This is a genomic window from Photobacterium sp. DNB22_13_2 (assembly GCF_052873915.1).
In genome coordinates this window covers 1-16729 of the sequence record NZ_JBNNXU010000021.1, presented here as the reverse complement: position 1 = coordinate 16729, position 16729 = coordinate 1, and the positions used below count along the sequence as shown (strand labels likewise).

Below are 16729 nucleotides of genomic sequence, written 5' to 3'. Positions count from 1 at the left end.
AATGAACTATGCCAAATATCGTACTAAGCCGAATTGATGAGCGTCTTGTCCATGGCCAGGTTGGAGTGCAATGGGTCGGATTTGCCGATGCCAATATCATTGTGGTGGCCAACGATGAAGTTGCCAGCGACACCATCCAGCAGAACCTGATGGAAATGGTGTTAGCCGATGGCATAGCCATCCGTTTCTGGACCGTGCAAAAGACCATCGACACCATCCACAAAGCCGCAGATCGCCAGCGCATCCTACTGGTCTGCAAAACACCAAAAGAATTCCGCATGCTGGTTGAAGGCGGTGTACCCGTGAACAACATCAACGTCGGCAACATGCATTACGTGGAAGGAAAAAACCACATTGCCAAGACTGTCTCGGTTGATGCCGATGACATCGAGGAATTCAACAAACTAAAAGCACTGGGTGTGACCTGCACCGTTCAGGGAGTACCCACCGAAAGTGCGACAGATCTCTTCACCCTACTTTAATTCATAAGGACAACCGTTATGGAAATAGGATTTTTACAAGCATTGATGCTTGGCATCCTTGCCTTTCTAGCCGGGTTAGATCTCTTCAATGGTCTTACCCACTTCCACCGCCCGGTGGTACTTGGACCGCTGGTCGGCCTGATCCTCGGGGATCTGCAAACCGGTATTCTGGTCGGTGGTACGCTAGAACTGATTTGGATGGGCCTCGCCCCTCTTGCTGGTGCACAGCCACCAAACGTTATTATCGGTACCATTGTCGGTACGGCTTTTGCCATCACTACCAGAGTCGAGCCTAATGTCGCCGTCGGTGTTGCGGTACCTTTTGCGGTCGCAGTTCAGATGGGTATCACCCTACTGTTCTCGGCAATGTCGGCAGTGATGTCCAAGTGTGACGAGTATGCCCAAAATGCCGATACCGACGGTATTGAACGCGTTAACTATTTTGCCCTAGCTGTACTAGGTACCTTCTACTTCCTCTGCGCCTTCCTACCGGTTTTCCTTGGTGCAGAACACGCCGGCAATATCGTTGAGGCACTGCCTAAAAACCTGATTGACGGGTTAGGCGTAGCCGGGGGCATCATGCCAGCGATAGGTTTTGCCGTCTTGATGAAAATCATGATGAAGAACGCCTACATCCCTTACTTCATCCTTGGCTTTGTTGCTGCCGCATGGATAGAGCTTCCAATCTTGGCCATCGCCAGCGCCGCAACAGCCATGGCCATCATCGACTACATGCGCAAGTCAGAACCAACGCCTGTGACGACCACACCGACAGTAGAGGACTACGAAGATGGTATCTAATGTAAGCGACGAATTGAACGTACGTCCTACCAACACTGACGTACAACCAGCCCCGGGGGTCGCCCCGGATGAATATGAAAATAAGGAAGTGGGGGCAGAGCTCACCAGAGCCGACATCAACCGCATGGCATGGCGTTCACTGTTACTGCAAGCCTCATTCAACTTCGAACGTATGCAGGCATCAGGCTGGCTGTATGGCCTACTGCCCGGACTGAAAAAGATCCACACCAACAAGGCTGACTTATCCAAAGCCATGCAGGGCCATATGGGCTTTTTCAACACTCACCCATTCCTGGTGACCTTTGTCATGGGGATCATCCTGGCAATGGAGCGCTCCAAGCAGAATATCAGCAGTATCCAGAGCACCAAGATTGCAGTCGGTGCGCCGATGGGCGGGATTGGCGATGCTATGTTCTGGCTCACCCTGCTGCCTATCTGTGGTGGTATTGGCGCCGACCTTGCGCTGCAAGGCTCCATTATGGGTGCCATCTTCTTCATGGTGATGTTTAACACCGTGCACTTTGGCTTGCGCTTCGGCTTGGCCCACTACGCCTACAAGATGGGAGTCGCGGCTATCCCGATGATCAAGGCCAACACCAAGAAGGTCGGCCACGCTGCCTCAATGGTGGGTATGACGGTAATTGGCGCCTTGGTCGCAACCTATGTCCGCCTCTCGACGACCGCTGAAATCACCGCCGGTGATGCGGTGGTCAAACTGCAGGCCGATGTGATCGATAAGCTGATGCCAGCCTTCTTACCACTGCTTTATACCTTGGCGATGTACAGCTTGGTTAAACGTGGCTGGAGCCCATTGCGCCTTATCGGTATCACCGTCGTTGTCGGTGTCGCAGGTCGCATGCTGGGCATCCTATAAAGGCCAATAGCAACAACAGCCGTAAAAGCAGAAACAAATAAACAGCAATAAAACCAAAAGGGCCGGGACTGGCCGGCCCTTCAAGTAGGAACAACAACATGATCGCAGTCATTCTTTCAGGCCACGGTGGTTTTGCCTCTGGCATCGAGCAAGCCATTGAACAAATCATTGGTACCCAAACGCAATTCAAGGCGATTGATTTCCCAATGGAAAGCACCACTGCCCAGCTCGACAAAGCCATGCGCGCCGCGGTCCAAGAGCTCGATTCTGGCGAAGGCATTGTCTTTCTTACCGACCTGCTAGGCGGCACACCGTTTCGTACCGCATCGCTGATCAGCCAAGAGCGGGACGATATCCAAGTGGTCACTGGCACCAACTTACAAATGGCAGCGGAAATGCTGCTAGAACGTGATGAATTAACCCTTAACGAATTTCGTGATCAAGCCTTGATCTGTGGCCACCGCGGGATCACCAGCCTTGCTGATGAAATGGCAAGCAAAGCGCCACAACAACAGGAAGCCGTTGAAGATGGGATCTGATCTCCGCCATTATCGCGCTGCCAAAGTCCTCGCAGGCACGCAGTGGCTGGACGATGGCGTGGTCAGTGTCGACAGCCAAGGGACTATCGTCGCTATTGCGCCCTTCTCGTCCTTTTCGGCCAAATCAACCATTTCGCCAGAGTCAACAGAACGCCACAGCGAAGTGACCGATTTAGGCGAGCAGTATCTGCTACCCGGCCTTATCGACAGCCATGTCCATGGCGCGGTGGGCTGCGATGTGATGGACGCAAGCCATGAAAGCCTAAATGCTATGTCGACTTATTTCGCCAGCCTTGGCGTCACCGGTTTTGTCGCCACTACAGTTACCGGCCCGGTCAAAGCTATTCAGGCAGCACTGGCCCAAGTCGGCAAAAGCCGACAGCACGGTGTTGAAGGTGCCGAACTCCTCGGCGCGTACCTTGAAGGCCCGTATTTTACCGAGAAAAACCGCGGTGCCCACCCAACCGAGTGGTTCCGCGAACTGGATGTCGATGAGCTGGACAGCTGGATTTCCTATGCCGACAACCAACTGCTGACCGTGGCCCTTGCGCCAGAAAAATCCGGTGCGATTAAGGCCATTAAATACCTGCATTCTCAAGGTATTAAGGTGATGCTAGGCCATAGCGATGCCAGCTTTGATCAGGTTCAACAAGCCTTGGATGCCGGCGCTAATGGCATTGTCCATTGCTACAACGGCATGCGCGGGCTGCACCACCGAGATCCCGGTGTGGTCGGAGCAGGGCTGTGTCATCCCCACAGTTATGTCGAGATGATCGCCGACGGCCACCATGTCCACCCGACTGCAATTGATATTGCCCATCGCTGCTGTGGCGAGCGCTTGACGCTGATCACCGATGCCATGCGCGCGACCAATATGCCAGATGGTCAGTACCAATTAGGCGAGTACTTGGTCAACGTCAACGACGGTATTGCCACCACCGACAGCGGTGGCCTGGCAGGCAGCACCCTAACCCTGCCCAAAGCCGTGTTCAACCTTATGCAATGGCTAAGCCTGCCACTGGAACAGGCTTGGCTGCGGGCTTCACTGACCCCCGCACAATCACTGGGTCTCGACAGCCGCTACGGCAGTCTGGAGATCGGCAAGCAGGCCTCAATGGTCGCGCTGCACCCTAACCAAACCATTTCTAACACTTGGGTTAACGGCAACCTTGTATTTGACGCTGACCATGTTTGTAGCCAGGAGGCTGTATGTATTTAATTTCTTCTCGTGAAATGCTCAAGCGCGCACAAGTCGGTGGCTATGCTGTCCCTGCATTCAATATTCATAACCTTGAAACCGTTCAAGTCATCGTTGAAACCGCCTCTGAGATGGGATCCCCGGTGATACTGGCAGGTACGCCGGGCACCTACCAATATGCTGGCACCGATTACTTGGTCAGCATCTGCAAAGAAGCAGCTCACAAGCATCAAATTCCTTTGGTACTGCATCTTGATCACCACGAAGAATTGTCGGACATTCGCACCAAGGTAGAACAAGGCATCCGCTCGGTCATGATCGACGGCTCTCATTATGCCTTCGACAAGAATATCGATATCGTGCGCAGTGTGGTCCAGCACTGTAACCGCTTCGATGCCAGTGTCGAAGCCGAGCTCGGCCGCCTTGGCGGACAGGAAGATGATTTAATTGTCGACAGTGCCGATGCCCTACTTACCGACCCGTCATCTGCCGCTGAATTTGTTCGCAGCACGAGTATCGACTCACTCGCCGTCGCCATTGGTACCGCCCACGGCATGTACAAATCCGAGCCGCGCCTAGACTTCGAACGCTTAGCTAAGATCCGCGAAGTCGTCGATATTCCATTGGTGCTGCACGGCGCATCAGGCGTTCCCGATGAAATGGTCCGCCGCTGCATCGAGTTTGGGGTGTGCAAAGTCAACGTTGCTACTGAATTGAAAATCGCCTTCTCTGACGCCGTTAAGAGACACTTCGCCGAATACCCAGATGCCAACGACCCACGCAAATACATCGTTCCCGGCAAAGAAGCGATGAAGCAAGTCGTGATCGACAAGATCCGCATGTGCGGCAGTGAGGGCAGAATTTAACGCGTACCGACTGGGCACAGTTACACACAAGAGAGCTAAACATAATAATGCCGGCCAAGCGCCGGCATTATTGTATCTGTGATTCACGAACAGCAGCCAAGCGTCTGTTTTTAAATAAATACCTGCACCACCACACCTAACAAACTTCACTTTGTTTGACTCAAATCGCCTTCTGGATAAGTAACTAACTTTCAAGTCATGCGAGTATGGTTTTACAATCATCCATATGCAAAAATACGATTATTAATGTGTTAGGTGGCTGAGTGTGTCGAAAAAGTGAGCTTAGCCAGTCATTTAACATAATGGATATTTTACGTATTAAGTTTATAAATTATGAAGCGTGTTTTGTTGTTTTCTGTTTTATGTATTGTAATCATATCGCCTATTGCTTTATACACTATGGCTTTTGGTATTGGCATATGGTCAGAGCATAGTAAATGGTCAGAATTTGGTTCATTTTTTGGTGGTGTCTTTTCTCCTATTATTGCATCCTTAGCATTAGTTATTCTTTATTTGCAGAATAGAAATCAAAATGATCTTGCGTTTGTTATGCGTAGTGATAAAGAGCTAGAATACTTTTTAACAAAGTTGGAAAGAAATTTAGAAAACGTCTACGTTAAAGGAAAATCAAAGTCAGATTTAATTTTAGCAATCACTCAAGAAATTAACGATGTAAACTTTACCGATGATGAAAAATCAAAATATGTAAAAGGAATTTATGACAAAATTATGAATGAGAAACCCAAAGATTATAATAAACAGGTGCGTGAGTTGCTTAATTTAGTTTCATTATGGAGTTCTTTGGGTGTTGTACTTGTAGGTTTATCCGCTGAAGATAGACAGCCATATACCTTGTTTTATTCAACATCTATGTTAAAGATTCAAACGGTTATTGGGCATGATTTATGTATTGCTTTAGATAAGCTATTGTTTATTAATGCAAAGTCAGAGGGTTCTGGTAAATTAAGACTATTCTATTGGAAAGCTATAAAATAAAATTTTGTTGATAAGGTGTTGATATATGAAATTATTTAAGTCTATTTTATTATCGTTATTATCATTAGTTTCTCTTTTTTTTTCATATAGTCTTTTTTTGAAATCCAAGTTAACAGCGCCTGAGTTTATTTCTTTGTTTATTGTTCTATTTACTGCATTGCTTATTATTTTCTACATTTCTGAGTTAGATGAAATATCTATAGGTAAAAGTACTCTTAAGTTCAAGGAAATTAAACAGGAAGCAATTGATGCTATTAAAGCACTTCAAGATTCGAGAGTTTCCAACTTTCGATTTCTATTAAGTCTAATCCAAAGAGATGTTGGTGATTATGATGATATAGCAGAAGGAAGGTTTGATGATTTTCAATTGATTTATGATGAAATTGTAAATACAGGTAGCAAAGATAGATTAGTGAATGAGATAAATATTACCTCTAAGAAGTTATTACTTGCACAACTCTATCAAATTACCAATAAGACAAATGAATTAGTTAGTAAATACAACATTTCAAATAGTCATATTATTCCAAGCCCTGACCAACTAACTCTTGATATTGGAAGTAATCATGACGAGATATTGTCAAAGTTAAATGAGATATATACTCAAAATCATGACTTGATACCGGAAAAGCAATTGGAACTTGCATTACATCAATACCGATATTTGCATGATATATATATAGGCACGTTCACCCCGCCTAGTAATACGGGGTGAAAGTCTATAAACGTGTGGCTTGCTAAATTTGACCGTAGGACTTGCTTTTTTGATCTGCATATAAAGTCTTCTAGTTCTGCGGTTAATCGTAATCGATAAACTGTTTAAGATGTATCACTACTTGTCAAGTAGCCCTCTTGGGATGCATGCTGATATAGAAATGAGATAAAAAATGGCTAAAAATGTCCCCACAGACCTTCAAATTCTTCAAGTGATTTACGACCTGTATTATGATGACTTTTGTGCTTTTGACCATGATAAGTCCGTACGAGAGTCAAAGATTTTTGTTCCCATTGATTGCCAATTAGTCGCAAAAAAGTTAGGGGTCAATGGAGATATTATTTTTGGAAGGCTCTATTACCACTTAGCGAACAAACATATGTACAGTGACCATGGTGACGGAAATGCCCCAGTAGTTAGGCTATTTGAGTTTCAAATTGGACAAGAGTTTAAGTGTGTTCACTTTCCTTTCATGGCTTCTGTTTTAGCTGATCTTAAGTTACAAGAACGTCGTTTCAAACTAACATTAACTGCATCTTTGTTTGCTGTGGGTATTTCAATTGCTTCGTTATCGATTTCAATATACGAAAAACTCCCTTCAATAGGATTTGAAAAAGTTGTTGAGTTTAACGATAGTATTCCTATTCAGTCTAATATCGATTTATCTAGTAGTTAAGCTTCGAGTGATCAGGCCCTCTTTACTCAGAGGGCTGTTTCTCAATTATCGGACCATTCTCGCTACTTTTAGAATAGTGCTTAAGTTCTTTCTGTCGCGTTCTGCCCCAATTTCTATCAAAGCATTCCCTGTGATGATCCTGCTTGGGGTTAATGGCCATTGATTAGGCGTCATCAGAAATCCTTTTTGCAACCTCCAGCCCCTCCAATCGTCACTCAGTGGATCAAGTTCTAAACCACAATACATACGCATTAGCCTTCGACACTCTGGCGGTATCGGTTTTCCCTCATCCCACCGCGTGATTGTCCTCACACTTTTAAAACATAATTCTGCTGTCTGTTCGATGCTTAATCCGCATTTAAAAAATCGAAAAATGTAGTTTTCACTTAGTTCATGATGTTTAGGCATGGAACGCTTTCCCTGTAAAGAAAACACACTAAACCATTGATTTATCATTAATTTTGCTTTTGAACATAACACGGCATAATGCGCACTGCGAGTATTTCCTTTCTAACCTAGCGTAAAATGAATCCACACTATTTATCTTAAGCAAACTCTTCATCAAACATACTTACTAATTAACATCTTTATTAATAATTTGACTACGGTTCACCTCGCGGTTTGCCATTAAAATATCCTCTACTCATATCCTTGCAGAATAATACTAATGAAAGCTTTAAAAGCTCTTTGCCTAATTTCAGTCCTATTTTTATTTGGCTGTGCGTCTGGCTCATCCATTGTTGTCGGTGAAGCTCGCCCGCCCATTGACCCTAATGAAGTTCGTTTGTACTTAGAAGTACCGAAAAGCTATGAACCAATAGCGATTGTTAATGCCTCCAGTGACGCTGGTTTTACGGAGCAAGGCTCAGTTAACTACGCTGTTCAAGAGCTAAAAAATCAAGCGGCAAGAATTGGGGCAAACGGCATAATCCTTGATTCAACAGGGACAAGAAACTCTGTGATGCTAGGTGGGCAAGGAACGGATTATCAGTATCTGATTCCGGTCTCTGCACAAACAGTAAGTGGTACAGCTGTTTATATTGAGCCTGAAGGTTAAACCTGGTTATGGAAAAGCTCTCTACATAAATAGAGCATCTTATAAGCGGCTTTTTTCTTCTTCATTGCTACATTTAATGTGCTGTGTACTGAAAGTAGGAGAGTTTGAATGAAGCCCATTTTATATATCAACCTGATTTTTCTTTGTTTGTCCCCGTTTGCTTTTGGCGCTGATCAGTCCCAGGCCGCGAACGAGATTATTCAGGAAGCTAAAGAAGAATGTGCTCGTTTTGAGAATGGCGAGTTCAACGCAACTGAACAGGCCATCTCATTACATGACTTTACCGGTGATGGCCAACCAGAAGAAATCGTGGACGCATCACAGTTCTCCTGCTCAACGTCGGCTTCTATGTGGGGCGGTTCTGGTGGCACGTTCTTATGGGTCGTTGTGGATGGAAAACCCTATGAATTTCTTGCCAATAAATGGAAAACTGTCGATTTTGATGGGCAGTCAGTTCTCTTACTTGCGGTACATTCTTCTGAATGTAGCGATACCGTTGGCCCCTGTTATCGGGCGCTAGTTTGGAGCGATGGTTTCAGGTCGAAACGCTAATTTTTATAGGAAATTTATTGGGGCTCTTCATCACTCCCGTAACGAGTCGGTCTGGGGGGTAGCATCCAGTTGTGGGATCTTGGCTAATTCATAAGTAAACAATATGAGATACCTTTATCCGACAGTTCACAATGAGAAAGGCGACTATGGTTTAGCTGCGTTCGATATTTGTGATTAGTATCGTGACTAACAATACAAGCTATTACTTATATTCGCAGCGTAACCTCCCCCGTCGAGTAATACGGGCAAATGTAGCGTGTGACTCGCTATTTGGAGATGCCTCTAAAGTATTCACGTGAGTTCTGCGGCCCAGCTTAAATCCAAGTAAGGTTTTGCTGTGTTCATCAATTTATAGGATTTATGACTGAACAATTTACCTGCCCGGTATGTGGTAAAACCGAATACTTAAGGTCTGGCTCCTTGATCATTTGCATCTGTGGTGCATTTGTCTTGGAAGCTGTATTTCCAGTTATAGCTGCCACTGTAACAAAACCTATATTAGAAGAAAACTTTGTCGGAAAGTGACCTGTAAAGAGCTCACCAAGCCGTGATATAAATCCAGTTCTACATGACGTGTAGAACTGGAAAATAAAAAAGTGCATGGATGCACACTAATTCGCGTATCAGCGATAATTTGTCATTTTCACATATTCAGGCTTGTGTCTTTGAGTAAAAAGCGGCCAAATTTAGATAGCGATAGACTCACTTAACCAGCCTAGCTGGCTTTAACGCATGGTGCTTTCACATCCAACCTCTCCATTCATCACTGAGCGAGTGAAGCTCAAGAACACAATACATCCGCATCAACCATCGACACTCTGGCGGTATAGGTTTTCCTCTAAGCACATATAGCGAAGCAACACACTAGAGAGCTAGGCGCAAAAATGCCGGCTAAGCGCCGGCATTATTGCCTCTAATCACCAAGGATTAAAGCCAAGTGACTATTTGTCGTATAGCTGCTTAGCAGCGACCCCAACTCTCTAAACGTTGAGTCTTATTCTACAGTCACGATAACCGGTTCAATAGCTTGCAGACCTGCAGCAATCGGGTAAACGGTCGCAGAGCCTACTCCAATCGCAGTAATGGCTTGATTGCCAGCAGTCGCGCGAACAACGCTAGGGTTGTCGATCACCCAACCATCAATTGTTTCAATATCAACAAGGCTTCCCGAGTTGTGTAGACCGCGAATAGATGGGGTAAATTGAGAACCTACAGCCATGGTTGTTTTGTTCGGAAATGGCATAACCCACTGGAACTCTGATTGGCTTTCATTTACATCAATGCGGATCTCTTGTGAGCGCACACCATCTGCACGGGCAATAAGCAATCCATAGCCACCTTCATGAGCCGTAACTAAGCCTTCATCCGTTACTGTAAGTTCTTGCGAAGAGTTAACGACTTGCCACTCAACAGAGTTAGTAACATCTTGCTGGGAACCATCTGAATACGTTGCTTGTGCTTGAGCTTGCTGTGTTTCACCAACTGCCATATTTCGATGCGCTAGCTCTACTGTAATTTCATCAATAACAGCCTCACCAACTTTAACGGTAGCCGGCTGGCTTGAGTTAACGCCCTTATAAGTTGCAGAGATCAGGGTCAAACCGCTCTTAACACCAAATGCCACACCGTTCTCTGATATAGGTGAAACCTCTGGATTACTGCTATGCCAAACCACGCCTTCTGGGTACATCTCATAACCATCATTGTATAGAACACGGGCGGTCATTGGCTTTGATACACCTGTATCGATAGTGACATTATAAGGAGCTACGAATACTTCAAGCACTTCTCGCTCTTCTGCAAGTACTGATACGCTCATAGCGCCGATGATGCTTGCTACGACTAATTTATTTAACTTCCACATGACTAAAATGACCCTACTGAAATAAATAGCTGCTCATAGATATGGCAGCACTAAAATTATTATTTAACTCTAAAATGAGTTGAATTTTAATAACGACAAGTAGAGTCATTTCCTAAAAAAAATCGTTTCTAGCAAAAATTTGCTTCAAACAAAAACCGCTATATTTTGATGTTATTTATTTAACTTAAAAAGGAATATTGATTTACATTTGCAATTATTTTTTGTCTATTTCTCAGTGTTACTGGCATCAACATCACAAACAATAAGTATTCATAATAATTAATATTTATTGTGGAAAATAATTTATTAAATTATTTTGATGATACTCTCTGAATCGATATCACAATTTCAAGTCATCCATACACGCAACATTCCCCCTCTACCCACCCTCGCCCAGCTAAGTTATGATTTCCTTTTTGAAAGGGACATTTCATGAAGCACTTACTCTTGGTGGTTTTCGCGCTGTTTCTGTACCTCGGTCTATTCTGGCCTGATGTTGATAAGCAGCTGATGTCCCTGCTGCACCACCGCTCTATCCTCACCCACAGCGTGCTATTGCCATTACTCATGCTGCTAATACTGCGCTCAAACTATGCCAAGCCTATTGCGGCAGGGTTATGTGCGGGGATCAGTATTCACCTAGCCGCTAATGTCATTTCACCAATGGGGAGTTATTCGCAGATATATCTACCAGCACCGCTGAGTTCATCGATTGGTGCGACGGAATCATTAGTGTGGCTTACGTTGAATGCGATAGTGGGGTACTTTCTGGCGCTAAAATTACTCAAGGCGCACAGCAAAACCATCCCCTTTATCTACCTGCTGGCCGCAGCTGGGTATGGAATTTATGTAAAGGATGATGTGCGACCATGGCTGGTCTGTTTCGCTATTTTCCTTATCCCTTTTATGCTCGATAAAGCCAAAAGTAAAATAAGGCGAACGGCCTAAAAAGGGGGACAATGGCCCTTATGACGAGGCCATGACTTTGATACCAAATACGGTAAAGAGTCCACCAGTCACATAGTCCATCACACCTGAAATACGCGCATAAACATTTTTCGCGGATTGATGTGAAAATGCCACTGCGAGAAATAAGTGCCAGCACAGCGTGATTGACGACATGGTTAGCATGATGGCTAGGATCATAGTTGTATTCATAGTTCCAGGCTCGCTTCCTGGCATACTTCCAGGCATAGCAACGCTGAATAAACTGACAACGAAGAAGCCGGTTTTCGGATTGAGAATGCTGGTAATAAAAGCTGAGATAAACACCTTTCTGTTCGATGGCAATATCTTTTGATGACCTTGTAACAGCTCACCTAGCCTTTTCGTTTTTCGGGTTTGGTAAATCTGGCGCAAACCCAGGTACAATAAGTAGCTGCCACCCACGACTTTCATCACGCTAAACAATTGAGGGAAAGTCGACAGCAAGATAACTAAGCCTGATCCACCAAAAAAGGCCCACAGCAATATTGCCGTACTGACCCCAAAAGCAGAAAACATCGCGAGTTTACGATTGTATTGCAATGCGGTATTAATGGTTAAAAGTACATTAGCCCCAGGCGTTGCTACAGCGAGTATCCAAATCAACGCAACATGAACAAGAACCAGTAGAACTTCCATTACCCACTATCCCTATAAAGTCAGGCAAGAGCCAAATATTCTGTCAGTATCTATGGCCAAAATAATAAAGCAAGATATTGATCTAGAAAGCCGTAGTCTGATCATAAGTCATGATGACTATTGCCTAATTTCCGCCTTCGATTATTAGCATGTAAGAAGCAAATTTTATTTTGTAAGATGCAAAAAAAACGCTGAAGGGACGTTATCCTCACCAGCGTTATTAAATTTTTTCGGTTGTTTAGTTCTTACTTAGCCGCGGAGCAGCACTGCACCACGTGGAATTTTCTTACCAAGCTTTTTACAACTGCCTACCTTCGGCTGTTTGTGAGCAGATCTTCCGGTATACCACAGGCGGCATTTACCTTTAGGTGGCATATATTGCTTGGCCACACGGTGTGGTGGATGTTTATGACCATTACCAGGCTTAACAATAACAGTGGGTTTAGCGTAGCTAGCAAAACTCGTTAGAAGCGCAAAAGAAACGACAAGTAGATATTTTTTCATTGATTGATTTGACTTATATATGTAAGAACCTTAATAAGCCAACCATATCACTGCTTTCAGGGTCGTCTGTTATATCATTGTCAAATCACATTTAATATCAACACTTTAGCATAATAACACCAAGGTGCTACAGATTAGCATCTGTACTATTAAAGTAGTGCTTCTACCTGATTTCAGATAATAAGTGCGACACTCATTCGGTGGTGCCAAAGAGGAAGCAGCCTTTGTGGCAACCATTTTGCCTCCCTATATTTGCAATAGACGGGTTACCTCTGCTTTTTCTTTTAATCGTGCCAGGTAACCAGTCAGTCATTATGATATTGAATTGAAATTGACTAGCCTGTAAATGCTGGAAGTATGCCTAGCATCGACATGAAATGGAACACAGCCGTTAACACACCAAAGCCCATTACCAGCATTATCATGGCGTTGCCACCTGGCGCTTTAAAACCTTCATTGCCTTTCTCTAGTGTGCGTGACTTTCTCACAAGCAGAGCTGGAATAATACATGTCCAAACTGTTGCAGCGGCACCGGCATAACCAATGGCAATAACAAAGCCAAAAGGAAACAGCAGCGACATGATCAGAGGTGGTAAGAAAGTCACCAACCAGGTTTTTGCACGACCCTGTTTGGTATCTTCGAACTTGAACAGATCAGCCAAATAGTCAAACACCCCAAGCCCGACACCAATAAAAGAAGACAGAATTGCCGCCATTGAGAAAATATTGATCGCATTGGCTACTTTTTCAGACTCAATAACTGAGCCTAATGCGGTCAGCAATGCATCCACGTTACCGCCTTGCTCAATCACAGGACCAAATTGACTTCTCGGCAAACTCCCGTAAATACTGAATAACCATAAGATATACAGGCCTAATGCGATTGCAGTGCCGCCTAATATCGCGTTTTTCGCCTTTCTCTCTTCGCCATAATATGAGCGCATTGAAGACACTGAATGGTGATAGCCGAACGATGTTAATGCAACAGGCAACATTGCCATGGAATAAGGTGCGTAAATTGTTTGTTCATTAATCGTATCAAACAGTATGGACATATCGACATTGACAGCTAACCCTGACACACCGAACACAAAGCTTAAGACCATAAATGTGATGAGAACAACGGAGATCCGGTCGACAGCCCGAGTTGAATGCCACACAAAGGCGGAGAACACTAACACAAATAAGATAGAGGCAATTTTGCTATCGAAACCCAAAATATCTTGAAGAATAAGACCGGAAGAGGTGATGTAGGCATACAATAAAATACCACCAACAAAGTACACCGTCAGGTTATTGAACATGTTGACCTTATCGCCAAGCATATCCTTGGTTACCGTATTGAAGGAAACCTTTAAGTCATAATGTTTAAATGCCTCCAGTAGCATCCAACCCGAAACGGTCATTACGACCATGGTTAATGTAATCGCGAGAACTGACCAAATTGTCCATGCACCTGCTCCCGCACTCGGGAGTCCTAGCATTCCTGCACCGACGCAGACACTAGCAATAATGCATGCACCCCCTATTAATGACGGATTATTTTCCTTAACACTGTCGCGTGCTTGTAATGACAAACTCTTATCCATAATTCTGTCACTCTTATAATTTCACGTTATTAAAATAATGAACTTAAACTGTGTTTTTATTTATATTTAAGAAAAAAACGCAACCCCGAAGGGTTGCGCTCTATTGTTATTAAGCTTCTTCTAGGACTTTCATTTCCTTCTTCGGCGCTTCCTGTCTCACAGGCTCAACCTCTTTGAGTCGGGCTGTAAAGTGACGGAGAACCGGTGGCTCGTAAGTAAAGTCGAGGCCTTTCACATTCGCTGCATTTTCCTTCACTTTCTGGAATGCCTCGATAACGAAGTCCATGTGTGTTTGAGTATATGTAGCACGCGGGATAGTCAGGCGAAGCAGCTCAGCCGGACAAGGGTGCTGTTTGCCTGTTGCCGGATCACGACCGAGCAATAGCGAGCCGATTTCAACAGCACGGATACCTGCTACTTTATAAAGCTCGCAAGCCAGGGCATGGGCCGGGAACTGATCAGCTGAAATATGTGGCAGCAACTTGCCTGCATCAACAAATGCCGCGTGGCCGCCAGCTTGCTGACAAACAACACCGATCGCTTCCAGACCATCTACAAGGTATTGAACTTGACCGATGCGGTATGCCAGCCACTCTTGACGCATACCGTCATAGAGGCCAACTGCAAGACGCTCCATCGCACCGCCTTCCAAGCCGCCGTAAGTTGGAAAGCCTTCCTGAACCACACATAGAGTTCGGCATTCGGTGTACGCATCCATCATGGACTCATCTTTAAAACAAAGCAGACCGCCCATCTGAACCATGGCATCTTTCTTGGCAGACATTGCCAAGCCATCGGCATACTTATAAGACTCGCGAGTGATCTCTTCGATAGTCCAATCCTGGTAACCCGGCTCACGCTGCTGAATAAAGTAGGCGTTCTCAGCATAGCGTGCAGAGTCCATGATCACCGGGATGTCGTATTTCTGAGCGATGTCATACACTGCTTTCAGGTTAGCGATAGAAACCGGCTGGCCACCCGCAGAGTTACAAGTAATGGTGCTGACGATGTACGGGACATTTGCCGGACCCGCTTCAAGGATCGCCTCTTCCAGCTTAACCAAGTCAAAGTTACCTTTGAAGTCGGCATTGACTGCAGTATCAAACGCTTCTTTTGTATACACGTTTTTCGCTACGCAGCAGTTCACCTGCGTGTGACCTTGTGTGGTATCAAAGAAATAGTTAGACAGTGCAACCATCTTGCTGCGGTCCAGTCCCTTCTCTTTTTCACGTTTTTTGATTAGAACTGGAATGTAAATTTGCTCGGCACCGCGGCCCTGGTGAGTCGGGATCGTCAACTCATAACCAAAAATATCTTGTACCGCATTCGAAAGCGCATAGTAGCTACGACTGCCGCTGTATGCTTCATCACCACGAAGCATTGCTGCCTGCATGTCCTGGGTAATAGCACCTGTACCACTGTCAGTCAGCAGATCAATAAAGACATCTTCACTATCTAGCAGAAATGGGTTCATCCCCGCTTTTAAAATCGCTTGTTCACGGTATTCACGAGTCGTACGTTTTACAGGTTCAATTACACGGATACGGAACGGCTCTGGTAGATGTTTAAAATTTTCCATAATAATGCCTTTATTTTTACCTGGCGCTTAATAGCACCATAAAATATGTGTTCTTTTTGTATGAATAGGTATCAACTAATAACAGTTCTCAACTTACATTTATCTAATTATATTTATGGACGAGTAAAGTCACGCTAAATAAATAACGAAATATCGAAAGTATTAGTTCAATTTAAAAAGTAGGAGTGTAACTACTCCTGTTTTTCACCTTGAAGGAAAAAAGTCAGATAGCTTATAGTCTTCATTGTACCACTGCATTACCAATGGCAACGGCAACAATGGACTTGCCCATTGAAAGCACATATTCACCTCACATTCTCACATGAAAATTAAGATACTTAGTCGGTATTCAAGGTTCAGAGTGTTAAGACACCTTTGCTTTCGCAATTTTAACCCTTGAAAAATCAACAATTAATTTAAATATTTTGAGTGTTTTTAAGGTGGCGCAAGAATGCGCTTCTAACGTTTATTCTGAAGACAGGTGAAAGGAAAGTTTGTGATCTAAGTTATACCAGGCTAATAGTGCTAGCACCGACGTAGATTGCAATTTGAGGTACACGCTCATCTAATGTTCCTATAAGAAAAAGCAATGCTATAACTATCCTATAGTTATTCTTATTAAGATATACTTATTTGTGATAAATGTGACCGATACAAGCAATTTAATTAATTGTATACCCAAGCGACTTCAAGATGCAGGTTCAGCGAGAATTTATAAGCTTATAGACAAGGCATTATTTTGAAGATCTAGTGGCTCTAAATCAAGAAACAATAACGCAGTATAGAAGCTTAGAAAACTCGCCCTTCGGGAGGG

At 44.4% G+C, this 16729-nt stretch carries 19 protein-coding genes; 12 read left to right on the top strand and 7 right to left on the bottom strand.

Annotated features, from left to right (window positions below; genetic code table 11):
- The first annotated feature begins 8 nt into the window (after positions 1-8).
- The 11 genes from agaV (at position 9) to ACVA58_RS22530 (ending at position 8756) form a co-directional block, all read left to right on the top strand.
- On the top strand, positions 9-482 hold the full coding sequence (gene agaV / locus ACVA58_RS22580) for a PTS N-acetylgalactosamine transporter subunit IIB (RefSeq protein WP_446512611.1): 474 nt from the start codon (positions 9-11) through the stop codon (positions 480-482).
- Positions 483-500: 18 nt separating this feature from the next.
- Positions 501-1283: a PTS N-acetylgalactosamine transporter subunit IIC gene (gene agaW / locus ACVA58_RS22575; protein ID WP_446512610.1), complete on the top strand. Its 783-nt coding sequence runs from the start codon at positions 501-503 to the stop codon at positions 1281-1283.
- Positions 1273-2157: a PTS N-acetylgalactosamine transporter subunit IID gene (gene agaE, locus ACVA58_RS22570; RefSeq protein WP_446512609.1), complete on the top strand. Its 885-nt coding sequence runs from the start codon at positions 1273-1275 to the stop codon at positions 2155-2157. Before agaW ends, agaE begins: the two co-directional genes overlap by 11 nt.
- A gap of 98 nt (positions 2158-2255) precedes the next feature.
- Positions 2256-2696, top strand: coding sequence for a PTS galactosamine/N-acetylgalactosamine transporter subunit IIA (gene agaF / locus ACVA58_RS22565; protein WP_446512608.1), 441 nt, complete (start codon positions 2256-2258; stop codon positions 2694-2696).
- Positions 2686-3915 (top strand): N-acetylglucosamine-6-phosphate deacetylase, encoded by a 1230-nt coding sequence (gene nagA / locus ACVA58_RS22560; RefSeq protein ID WP_446512607.1) that lies wholly within the window; start codon positions 2686-2688, stop codon positions 3913-3915. The genes agaF and nagA overlap by 11 nt, the downstream gene beginning before the upstream one ends.
- Positions 3906-4760 carry a tagatose bisphosphate family class II aldolase gene (locus ACVA58_RS22555; protein WP_446512606.1) on the top strand — a complete coding sequence of 285 codons (855 nt, stop codon included), beginning with the start codon at positions 3906-3908 and terminating at the stop codon, positions 4758-4760. The genes nagA and ACVA58_RS22555 overlap by 10 nt, the downstream gene beginning before the upstream one ends.
- 333 nt (positions 4761-5093) lie before the next feature.
- Positions 5094-5756 (top strand): hypothetical protein, encoded by a 663-nt coding sequence (locus ACVA58_RS22550; RefSeq protein ID WP_446512605.1) that lies wholly within the window; start codon positions 5094-5096, stop codon positions 5754-5756.
- A gap of 25 nt (positions 5757-5781) precedes the next feature.
- On the top strand, positions 5782-6471 hold the full coding sequence (locus ACVA58_RS22545; RefSeq protein ID WP_446512604.1) for a hypothetical protein: 690 nt from the start codon (positions 5782-5784) through the stop codon (positions 6469-6471).
- A gap of 172 nt (positions 6472-6643) precedes the next feature.
- A complete protein-coding gene (locus tag ACVA58_RS22540) occupies positions 6644-7147 on the top strand; it encodes a hypothetical protein (protein WP_446512603.1) in 504 nt (167 codons plus the stop codon).
- A 667-nt stretch (positions 7148-7814) separates the two neighbouring features.
- Entirely contained in the window at positions 7815-8204 is a 390-nt protein-coding gene (locus tag ACVA58_RS22535; RefSeq protein ID WP_446512602.1) for a hypothetical protein, read from the top strand.
- Positions 8205-8312: 108 nt separating this feature from the next.
- Positions 8313-8756, top strand: coding sequence for a hypothetical protein (locus ACVA58_RS22530; protein WP_446512601.1), 444 nt, complete (start codon positions 8313-8315; stop codon positions 8754-8756).
- A 994-nt stretch (positions 8757-9750) separates the two neighbouring features.
- Here ACVA58_RS22530 and ACVA58_RS22525 read toward each other — a convergent pair.
- Entirely contained in the window at positions 9751-10620 is an 870-nt protein-coding gene (locus ACVA58_RS22525) for an Ig-like domain-containing protein (RefSeq protein WP_446512600.1), read from the bottom strand.
- A gap of 432 nt (positions 10621-11052) precedes the next feature.
- On the opposite strand from ACVA58_RS22525, the gene ACVA58_RS22520 reads away from it, so the two are divergent.
- Complete coding sequence (locus ACVA58_RS22520; protein ID WP_446512599.1) at positions 11053-11568, top strand: hypothetical protein; 516 nt, start codon at positions 11053-11055, stop codon at positions 11566-11568.
- A gap of 18 nt (positions 11569-11586) precedes the next feature.
- On the opposite strand, the gene ACVA58_RS22515 is transcribed toward ACVA58_RS22520, so the two are convergent.
- The 6 genes from ACVA58_RS22515 to tnaC (ACVA58_RS22490) all read right to left on the bottom strand — a co-directional run bounded on the left by ACVA58_RS22515 (position 11587) and on the right by tnaC (ACVA58_RS22490) (position 16480).
- Positions 11587-12243, bottom strand: a complete 657-nt coding sequence (locus ACVA58_RS22515) for a LysE family translocator (RefSeq protein ID WP_446512598.1) — start codon at positions 12241-12243, stop codon at positions 11587-11589.
- Between the two features lie 249 nt (positions 12244-12492).
- Positions 12493-12747, bottom strand: a complete 255-nt coding sequence (locus ACVA58_RS22510; protein WP_446512597.1) for a hypothetical protein — start codon at positions 12745-12747, stop codon at positions 12493-12495.
- A gap of 335 nt (positions 12748-13082) precedes the next feature.
- Entirely contained in the window at positions 13083-14336 is a 1254-nt protein-coding gene (locus ACVA58_RS22505) for an aromatic amino acid transporter (RefSeq protein ID WP_446512596.1), read from the bottom strand.
- A gap of 109 nt (positions 14337-14445) precedes the next feature.
- Complete coding sequence (gene tnaA, locus ACVA58_RS22500) at positions 14446-15915, bottom strand: tryptophanase (RefSeq protein ID WP_446512595.1); 1470 nt, start codon at positions 15913-15915, stop codon at positions 14446-14448.
- A 204-nt stretch (positions 15916-16119) separates the two neighbouring features.
- The gene (gene tnaC, locus ACVA58_RS22495; protein WP_446512671.1) at positions 16120-16173 is read right to left on the bottom strand and encodes a tryptophanase leader peptide; all 54 of its coding nucleotides are present in this window, start codon (positions 16171-16173) and stop codon (positions 16120-16122) included.
- A 208-nt stretch (positions 16174-16381) separates the two neighbouring features.
- Positions 16382-16480 (bottom strand): tryptophanase leader peptide, encoded by a 99-nt coding sequence (gene tnaC / locus ACVA58_RS22490; protein WP_446512594.1) that lies wholly within the window; start codon positions 16478-16480, stop codon positions 16382-16384.
- Positions 16481-16729: the final 249 nt, after the last annotated feature.